10 protein-coding genes are annotated in these 7,428 nt (G+C 56.7%); 2 read left to right on the top strand and 8 right to left on the bottom strand.

Annotated features, from left to right (window positions below; genetic code table 11):
• Positions 1–190: hypothetical protein (locus tag NTW95_05520; GenBank protein MCX6556879.1), on the top strand; the 190-nt coding region annotated here is incomplete at its 5' end.
• A 70-nt stretch (positions 191–260) separates the two neighbouring features.
• Here NTW95_05520 and NTW95_05515 read toward each other — a convergent pair.
• The 3 genes from NTW95_05515 to rlmN are packed head-to-tail and all read right to left on the bottom strand — an operon-like array spanning position 261 to position 2,160.
• Positions 261–464 carry a sulfur carrier protein ThiS gene (locus NTW95_05515; protein ID MCX6556878.1) on the bottom strand — a complete coding sequence of 68 codons (204 nt, stop codon included), beginning with the start codon at positions 462–464 and terminating at the stop codon, positions 261–263.
• Between the two features lie 11 nt (positions 465–475).
• On the bottom strand, positions 476–1,090 hold the full coding sequence (gene thiF / locus NTW95_05510; GenBank protein MCX6556877.1) for a sulfur carrier protein ThiS adenylyltransferase ThiF: 615 nt from the start codon (positions 1,088–1,090) through the stop codon (positions 476–478).
• 47 nt (positions 1,091–1,137) lie between these two features.
• Positions 1,138–2,160 carry a 23S rRNA (adenine(2503)-C(2))-methyltransferase RlmN gene (rlmN, locus tag NTW95_05505; protein ID MCX6556876.1) on the bottom strand — a complete coding sequence of 341 codons (1,023 nt, stop codon included), beginning with the start codon at positions 2,158–2,160 and terminating at the stop codon, positions 1,138–1,140.
• 358 nt (positions 2,161–2,518) lie between these two features.
• On the opposite strand from rlmN, the gene NTW95_05500 reads away from it, so the two are divergent.
• Positions 2,519–3,706, top strand: a complete 1,188-nt coding sequence (locus tag NTW95_05500; GenBank protein ID MCX6556875.1) for a pyridoxal phosphate-dependent aminotransferase — start codon at positions 2,519–2,521, stop codon at positions 3,704–3,706.
• 15 nt (positions 3,707–3,721) lie between these two features.
• Here NTW95_05500 and NTW95_05495 read toward each other — a convergent pair whose 3' ends face one another.
• Genes NTW95_05495 through ndk form a run of 5 tightly spaced genes read right to left on the bottom strand, consistent with a single transcriptional unit; the run spans position 3,722 to position 7,413 of the window.
• Positions 3,722–4,978, bottom strand: a complete 1,257-nt coding sequence (locus tag NTW95_05495; protein ID MCX6556874.1) for an adenylosuccinate synthase — start codon at positions 4,976–4,978, stop codon at positions 3,722–3,724.
• Positions 4,979–4,987: 9 nt separating this feature from the next.
• Positions 4,988–6,238 carry a PP2C family protein-serine/threonine phosphatase gene (locus NTW95_05490; GenBank protein MCX6556873.1) on the bottom strand — a complete coding sequence of 417 codons (1,251 nt, stop codon included), beginning with the start codon at positions 6,236–6,238 and terminating at the stop codon, positions 4,988–4,990.
• Positions 6,220–6,648, bottom strand: coding sequence for an ATP-binding protein (locus tag NTW95_05485; GenBank protein ID MCX6556872.1), 429 nt, complete (start codon positions 6,646–6,648; stop codon positions 6,220–6,222). The genes NTW95_05490 and NTW95_05485 overlap by 19 nt, the downstream gene beginning before the upstream one ends.
• Entirely contained in the window at positions 6,629–6,991 is a 363-nt protein-coding gene (locus tag NTW95_05480; GenBank protein ID MCX6556871.1) for an STAS domain-containing protein, read from the bottom strand. Before NTW95_05480 ends, NTW95_05485 begins: the two co-directional genes overlap by 20 nt.
• Positions 6,988–7,413: a nucleoside-diphosphate kinase gene (ndk, locus tag NTW95_05475; protein MCX6556870.1), complete on the bottom strand. Its 426-nt coding sequence runs from the start codon at positions 7,411–7,413 to the stop codon at positions 6,988–6,990. The genes NTW95_05480 and ndk overlap by 4 nt, the downstream gene beginning before the upstream one ends.
• Between the last annotated feature and the right edge of the window lie 15 nt (positions 7,414–7,428).

Raw genomic sequence — 7,428 nt, 5'->3', positions numbered from 1 at the left:
GATCTACTTCTTGCTCCTCGCCTTCATCAAGGTCCAGACCAAGTATCAGTTTACCTTGCTGCACTTTACCCGCGTATTAAAGGAAGCCCTCTTTCAAAAAGTCGATATTATTTCCTTGCTCAAACTAAGTCCCAACCGCTTCAAACTGCCCCATGAACCTGAAGGGCAAATGGTTTTGCTCGAAATCTGACTTTTTTATTAGGACAAGAGTGAGTGTGACTATACTCGTCACGCATCACGAAGGCCCGTTTTTATAGCGGTCAGCCGCCGCTGATCAAATGGATGGCTTCGACCGCGTCACCGTCACCGATAAAGACCCTTTCATAATCTTCTTTTTTGATCAGCTGGCCGTTGATCTTGACGATGATCATCGGGAAGGTGAATTTCATCATGGTCAGCAGTTCGCGGACGCTGATCGATTCGCCGGCCATGCTCTCTTCTTTATGATTCAAGGATATTTTCATGATATCCCCCGTTATGTCTCATCCCAGGCGTCATCGTCGCCAACCAGCTCCAGGTCGTCCAAAATGATCTCCAACGCCTGGTTGGCCTGCATGGCAGCCACGATAGCCACCCGCGGCGCCAGCGGCGGCAGCTCGGGCGACACTTCGCTGACCTCGTCGCCGCAGATGAAAAGGCTCCCCAGCCGGCGCGTGCGCAGGGCGTTGTTTTGCCCGTAGCCGGCCAGCCCCGAGGCGGCGATAATGAACTTGTCGGGAAAACGTTCGGTCACAGTTTCGATGATCATCAGCTTCATGTCGGCCCGATCAAAGGCCTCGATGATCAGCATGCAATTCTGGAAAATGCGCACCACTTCGTCGGGCCCCAGGCGCACGTCGTGCGCCTCGACCTTTATGTCGGGATTGACCTTTCTGAGGTTCTCCTGCAGGGCCAGCACCTTCTTCTGGCCGACCTGGTCGAGGAAATAGTATTGGCGGTCGAGGTTCTCGCGGCTGACCACGTCGAAGTCGGCGATGACCAGGGAACCGATTCCGGCCCGGGCCAGGGCCATGGCGCAGTTGGAGCCCAGCCCGCCGCAGCCGGCGATGCCGACACAAGTTCCTTTCAGTTTTTCCAGTTTGGATTGCATATGATTCCCGAGCTTTTATTATATCCCCTCCAGAGATAAAAATCAATTCATTCCGGCTGGATGGCCAACTGGCCGCAGGCCGAGGCGATGCTCTGACCCTTCGACCAGCGGGTGATCACCGTCAAGCCGCGCTTCACGAGCTCAGCACGGAATTTTTCCACCGACTCCTCGTCGGGGCGCTGGAAGGGCAAAGAAGGGTTTTCGTTGTAGGGTATGAGGTTGATCTTGGCCGGGATGCCGTGCAGCAGGCGCACCAGCGCCCTGGCCTGGGCCGGGGCGTCGTTGACCCCATGCAGCAGCACATATTCGCAGGTAAGGCGTTGGCGGCTTTTCCTGCCGCGGAAATAATTCAGCAGGCTCTCCAGGCTTTCGCGCCGTGAGACGGGCATCAGCCGGCCGCGCAACTTGTCGTCCGGCGCATTCAGCGAAAAGGCTAACTTGACTTGCGGGAAATCGCGCTCCAGTTTTTTTAGGTTTTCCAGGATGCCGACCGTCGACACGGTGACATGGCGGGGCGAAATATTGAAGGCGTCGAGTGCGACGATCCGCTGTAAGGCCTGGTTGAGGTTCTCATAATTGAGCAGCGGCTCGCCCATGCCCATGAAGACCAGGTTCAGCTTGCCGGAGTACTCCCCCAGCTCCTTTTTCAAGGTCAGCATCTGGGAGACGATCTCGCCAACACTCAGGTTACGTCGGAAACCCATGGCGCCGGTGGCGCAGAAACGGCAGGCCAACGGGCAGCCCACCTGTGTCGATAAACAGAAGGTGTAATGATCCTTCTCGCGAATAAGGACGGTTTCGACCTTCTGGCCATCCTCAAGTCCAACCAAGTACTTGCGCGTCCCTTGTTCGTCGCTGCGGACCGAGAGGACCGGCCGGCAGCCGCAATCGTAAAGTCCGGATAGTTTTTCGCGATCCTGCTTGTGGATGTTGCTCCAGCTGGAGGGGTCCTTGTTATTTTTTTGATACAGCCATTGGAAAACCTGTCGCGCCGTGTAATCGCGAAAACCGGCAGCGCGCAATTCTTCCTGCAACTCGCTAAAGCCCAGCTCCAGGATCCAGGATTTCATATAATGTTTCTCAACGTAAACATAACATCGGATAGTGCTTTTGGCAAGCGCACGGGGGTAAGACAAATCAATGATTCCCTGAAATTTGGATTAATCTTATGTTTTCGAATCTCATCCACTGACTCACCCCCATTCCCCCTCTCTTTTTTTATGAGAGGGGGGTGAAGAAGACCTCCTACTCCCCTTCTCTTGCCAAGAGAAGGGGGTGGGGGATGAGTTTTGAACATTCAGATTTTCTCGTAAAAACTACATTTTTCTGAATTCAATCATAATTTCATCAATGACCAAAGCGGATCATCTAGTTGACCCCGACCTTGAATAATATTATAATTTACTTCCTAACAGATCAGGAGGCGCCGTGAAAATATCCGCAAGAGCCCAAAGCATCCAGGAATCCCCGATCCGCAAATTGACCGCCCTGGCCAATGCCGCCAAGAAGCGCGGCACGACCGTCTACCACCTCAACATCGGCCAGCCCGACATCCACACCCCGGCCGTGTTCATGCAGAAGATCATCGCCTACGGGGAAAAGGTCCTTTCCTACGGCCCCTCCGACGGCCTTGAGGCCCTCAAGGAGGCGATGGCCAAGTATTTCGCTTTTTTCAAGATCAAGCTGGAAAACAAGAATATCGTCATCGCCACCGGAGGCAGCGAGGCCATCTCCTTCGCCTTCAACGCCGTAGCTGACCCGGGCGACGAGATCATCATCCCCGAACCCTTCTACACCAACTACAACGGCTACGCCTCGCTGTGCAACGTCAAGATCGTGCCGGTGACCACCCGGGCCGAGGACGGCTTCCATTTGCCCGACATCAAGGAGTTCGAAAGCAAGGTCACTCCGCGCACCCGCGCCGTCCTGCTCTGCTCGCCCAACAACCCCACCGGCACGGTATACCGCGTGGACGAGCTCAAGGCCCTGGCCGCCTTCGCCAAAAAGCACGACCTGTACCTCATCGCCGACGAAGTCTACAAGGAGTTCGTCTACGACGGCAAGACCCATTTCAGCATCCTGCAGCTCGAGGGCATGGAAGACCGCGCCATCGTGGTCGATTCGATCTCCAAGCGCTACTCGGCCTGCGGCGCCCGCATCGGGGCGGTGATCTCGCGCAACGAAGAGGTGATGAAGGGCATCAGCAAGTTCGCCCAGGCGCGCCTGTGCCCGCCGACCCTCGAGCAGATCGGCGCCATCGGCGCCTACGAGCTGCCGCACGATTATTTCAAAGAGGTGATGGCCGAATACCAGAAGCGCCGCGACATCCTGTTCGACATCCTGACCTCGCACCAGGGCATTATCCTGCAAAAGCCCGAAGGCGCTTTTTATATCATGGCCAAGCTGCCGATCAGCGACGGCGAGACGTTCGCCCGCTGGCTGCTAAACGAATTCACTGAAAACAACGAAACGGTGATGATCGCCCCAGGCGAGGGCTTCTACAGCACCCAGGGCCGGGGCAAGAATGAGGTGCGGCTGGCGTACGTCATCGAGGCGCCCAAGCTGGAACGCGCTGCCCGCCTGCTGCTCATCGCCCTGGACCGTTTCAAGGGCTGAAGCGCAGGCTTTCGATCAGGCACCGATTTCGATGGTCTGGCGGCGTTCGCCGCCCAGCGACACATGGCTCACGCCGACCCCGGTAAAATCCTCGATGAAGCGCAGGTAGGCGCGGACCTGCTCGGGCAGGTCGCGGAAACGCTCGATGGCGCCGAGTTTTTTCTCCCATCCCGGCAGGGCGCTATAAACCGGCCGGACCCGGCTCAGCGCGTCGGCGTGGGCGGGAAACCCGTCAACGCCTTCATAGGCGGTGACCACCTGGATTTCGGCCATCTCATCCAGGACGTCCAGCTTGGTCAGAAACAGGGAATCGACGCCGTTGACCTGCACGGCGTACTTCAGCGCCACCAGGTCGAGCCAGCCCACCCGCCGCGGCCGGCCGGTGGTCGCCCCGTACTCGTTGCCGCGCTCGCGCAGCTGCTGGCCGCCGGCGCCGGTCAGCTCGCTTGGGAAAGGGCCCTCGCCCACCCGAGTAGCGTAAGCCTTGGATATGCCGATCACCCGCTCCACCGCCTTGGCCGGCAAGCCGGTCCCGGAAAACACGCCGGCAATGGTCGTATTGGAAGAGGTGACGAATGGATACGTCCCCAGGTTGATATCGAGCAGCGCCCCTTGCGCCCCTTCGAACAGTATGTCTTTTTTGGCGGCCAGGGCCTGCTGCAGCAGGCGGGTGGTATTGCGGACAAAGGATTTGAGAAAAATCCCGGCTTGCAGGTAGCGGTCGATGGCTTCTTCCAGGTTCGCGGCCGGGTGGCCGTGAGCCGCAAACAGGCGCTGATAGTACTCGGCCAAGGGGGCGATCTTGGCGCGGAACACATCCTCGCGCAACAGATCGTCGACAAACAGAGCGCGGCGGCCGATCACGTCCTCGTAAGCCGGACCGATGCCGCGCCGGGTGGTGCCGATGCGCTGATAGCGGGAATCTTCAAAAACGACATCCAGCTCCTGGTGAAAAGGGAGGATCAGCGGCGCGTTTTCGCTCAGGGCCAGGTTTTCCAGCGAAAGTCCCAGGGCCCGGGCGTTCTGGATCTCCTCGACCAGCTGCAGCGGCTGCACGACCACCCCGTTGGCGATCACCGCCAAACAATCGGGGTAAAAAATTCCCGACGGCAGCACGTGCAAGACGACCTTTTTGCCCTGGTAATACACGGTATGGCCGGCGTTGTGCCCGCCCTGGAAGCGCACCACCACCGAGAACGATCCGGCCAAATAATCGATGGCTTTGCCCTTGCCCTCGTCGCCCCACTGCAATCCCAGCACCACCGTGTTCATCGATCCCCCTCAACGCACCTTGACGATCAGGATGGTAAAATCGTCGCGGAAATCGATGTTATTGGCGAAACTCTTTATTTTCTTGTATAAGCCGCCGCTCAATTCCGCGGCCGTCAGCCGCGCGTTCTGCTGAATGTATTCGACCATGGCTTTCTCGCCGAACTCCTCGCCGGCGGGGTTCTGCACTTCGAAGACGCCGTCGGTAAAGGCGCAAACGATGTCGCCCGAATGCAGGGGAACGGTGCTCTGTTCGTAGGCGCTGGTGGCGCTGAAGCCGATCAGGGTGCCGCCCTCGCTCAGCTGGGTGATCTTTGGGCCCGAGATCAGGTAGGGCTGGTTGTGCCCGGCATTGACGTAGGTCAGGGCCGGGTTTTCATCGTCGAGCTGCATCCAGAACAGGGTGATGAAGCGGCTGCCGCTGGTAATCTCGTGGATCATGGCATTGGCCTTGCCGATGACCTTGGCCGGCTTGAACAGGTACAGTTCGTTCAGCGAATGAAAAATGGCCTGGCAGGTGGCGGCCAGCAAGGCGGCGGATAACCCCTTGCCTTCGACGTCGGCCAGAACGAGCGGCTGGATGTTCTTCTTCTTTTTCAAAAAATCGTAATAATCGCCGCCGACCTCGCGGATGCTTTCGTAGATGACCGAAATATCGTAATTCTTCAGCTGCGGCAGGCCCTGCGGCAGCAGCGAGAGCTGGATGTCGCGGGCGATCTTCATCTCGTGTTCCATTTTTTTTTTCTCGAAGATCTGGGCCAGGTAATCGATATTGTCGAGCTCGATGAGCATGAAGCGGGAGAGGATATAGGCGAACTCGCAGTCCTCCTGCTCCAGGCAGCGCGTGTTAAACTTGCGGCCCAGGCCGAGGACGATGACTTTCTTCTTGGTTTCCGAGATGTTGAGCAGGTAACAAATGCCCTTGGCCAACAGCAGGTTTTTCAATTTTTCCATGGCCGGCGGCAGGTTTTCGACCTCCAGGCTGGCCGATCCGGCCAGTACTTTCCTGGCATTTTTTTTAATGAACAGCGATTCTTCTTCGCTTAAAACGAAACCGCGCTTGCGAAAAATCGCCTGGGTGGGGTCGAAAAAAAAAGCGCGCGAAACGCCCAGCGGCGCCATGAGCGTTGAAAAAAATATGCGGATGACATGATCGATATCGAAGGAGGAGTGGATCGCCGAGGAAAGCTCGTAGATGGAATTCAGCTGCAGCTTCTTGAATTTGAGCTCTTTCTGCAACTGCTTCAGATCGTTTTCTGCCATTTGACCATTTCGCAGCAATTTTTTCCGTCGACCGTTTTATAAACAACCGAATCCATGATGGTTTTCATCAGCTTGACGCCCAGTCCGCCTTTCTTTTTTTTCTTGATCATTTTGCCGAGGTTGATCTCCTCGTCGGCGATCTCCGGGGGCAGGCCGCGGTAAAAGATGCGGATGCGAATGCCGCCCGGGGCCAGGAAATATTCGATGGTGATCGGCTGGCCGCTGTCGTTGCCGTAAGAATGCTTGATCACATTCGTTACCGCTTCGTCGATGGCCAAGGAGATCTTCTGGGCATCGGCCACGGAAAAATTGAACAGGGTGGTGATGTGTCGCGTCAGCTCGACCACCATCTTCAGCAGCTGGGTCTGGGAAAGGATGGTGATCGAAAAATCAGGCTTGGGGGGAAACATGGCTGAATTTGTCAATGGCCACCTGTTCATCGGCGACAAAATCATATATCTCGGTAAAACCGACCAGGTCGAAGGTCTCGTATACGCGCTCGGCCAGGGAGCACAGCTTGATGTCCCCGCCTTTTTCGCGCACCTCGTCGATATAGCCCATGATGATGCCCATGCCGGCCGAAGTGATGTAGTTCAACTCCTGGCCGTTAATCACGATTTTGAAATTGTTATCGCGGATCAAGCGCACGATCTCTTTTTCAAAACGGGCCACCTGATGGGCATCGAGGTGACCCTTCAGGTACAGGACAGCCACGCCATTGACGATCTTGCTGCGAATTTGAAAATTTTTCATTCCCCTTCTCCAAAGAAAAATTGAATCTCCCTCGAAGCCGTGGCCGGCGAATCGGCGCCGTGAACCGAGTTCTTCTGCACATCGATGGCAAAGCGCCGCCGGATTGTGTCCGCCGCGGCCAATTCGGGGCGGGTCGGCCCCATTAATTGCCGCCAGGCTTCGACGGCGTGCTCCTTTTCCAGTATCAAAGCGTAGATCTGCCCCGAGGCTGTATATGCGACCAGGCTGTCAAAAAAAGGCTTGCCCTGGTGAGCCGCGTAAAAACGCGCCGCTTGCTCGGGAGACAGTCGCAGGGTCCTGATGACGGCGATACGGAAATTATTCCTTTCTATTTCGGAGATGATCGCTCCGACCAGATGGCGCTGGACGGCATCGGGCTTGATAATGGCCAGGGTTTGCTCCAAGAAACACCTCGTCGTCATTGTAGACCAAAAAAG

It is taken from the genome of Candidatus Aminicenantes bacterium (assembly GCA_026393795.1).
In the GTDB taxonomy this organism is placed as follows: Bacteria; Acidobacteriota; Aminicenantia; order UBA2199; family UBA2199; genus UBA2199.
Note: the sequence above shows the minus strand (reverse complement) of the source record. Positions and strands in the feature narration are given on the sequence as shown.

Bases quoted from the DNA above. Each gene is read 5' to 3' on its own strand.
- thiF (MCX6556877.1), bottom strand. From the start codon at position 1,090: ATGCAATCCAAACTGGAAAAACTGAAAGGAACTTGTGTCGGCATCGCC.
- NTW95_05480 (MCX6556871.1), bottom strand. From the start codon at position 6,991: ATGAAAAATTTTCAAATTCGCAGCAAGATCGTCAATGGCGTGGCTGTC.
- NTW95_05485 (MCX6556872.1), bottom strand. From the start codon at position 6,648: ATGTTTCCCCCCAAGCCTGATTTTTCGATCACCATCCTTTCCCAGACC.
- rlmN (MCX6556876.1), bottom strand. From the start codon at position 2,160: ATGAAATCCTGGATCCTGGAGCTGGGCTTTAGCGAGTTGCAGGAAGAA.
- ndk (MCX6556870.1), bottom strand. From the start codon at position 7,413: ATGACGACGAGGTGTTTCTTGGAGCAAACCCTGGCCATTATCAAGCCC.
- NTW95_05515 (MCX6556878.1), bottom strand. From the start codon at position 464: ATGAAAATATCCTTGAATCATAAAGAAGAGAGCATGGCCGGCGAATCG.
- NTW95_05495 (MCX6556874.1), bottom strand. From the start codon at position 4,978: ATGAACACGGTGGTGCTGGGATTGCAGTGGGGCGACGAGGGCAAGGGC.
- NTW95_05490 (MCX6556873.1), bottom strand. From the start codon at position 6,238: ATGGCAGAAAACGATCTGAAGCAGTTGCAGAAAGAGCTCAAATTCAAG.